This window comes from Providencia rustigianii DSM 4541, assembly GCF_000156395.1.
Lineage (GTDB): Bacteria > Pseudomonadota > Gammaproteobacteria > Enterobacterales > Enterobacteriaceae > Providencia > Providencia rustigianii.
On record NZ_GG703818.1, the window covers coordinates 1 to 392 of the forward strand.

Genomic DNA, 392 nt, shown 5'->3' on the forward strand with positions numbered 1-392 from the left:
CCAAAGAGATTATGCGGTATTAGCTACCGTTTCCAGTAGTTATCCCCCTCTATCGGGCAGATCCCCATACATTACTCACCCGTCCGCCGCTCGTCAGCGAGAAGCAAGCTTCCCCTGTTACCGCTCGACTTGCATGTGTTAGGCCTGCCGCCAGCGTTCAATCTGAGCCATGATCAAACTCTTCAATTAAAAGTGTCTGATGCTCAAAGAATGTTTACTGTCGTTTGATTTCCGAAGAAACCAAATTACCTATTAGTTCATATATATGAATTAACGTGTTAGTCACTCTTCAAGACTTTAAAATCAAATATTTTTTGATAGTGTCTTGTGAGTGCCCACACAGATTGTCTGATAAATTGTTAAAGAGCGGTGCGACTTAATCTTTCGATTTT

Annotated in this window: 1 rRNA gene; it reads right to left on the minus strand. The window is 41.8% G+C overall.

Annotation, left to right across the window (positions count from 1 at the left end):
• Positions 1–189 (minus strand): 16S ribosomal RNA (locus PROVRUST_RS05100); the annotation flags it as partial.
• Positions 190–392: the final 203 nt, after the last annotated feature.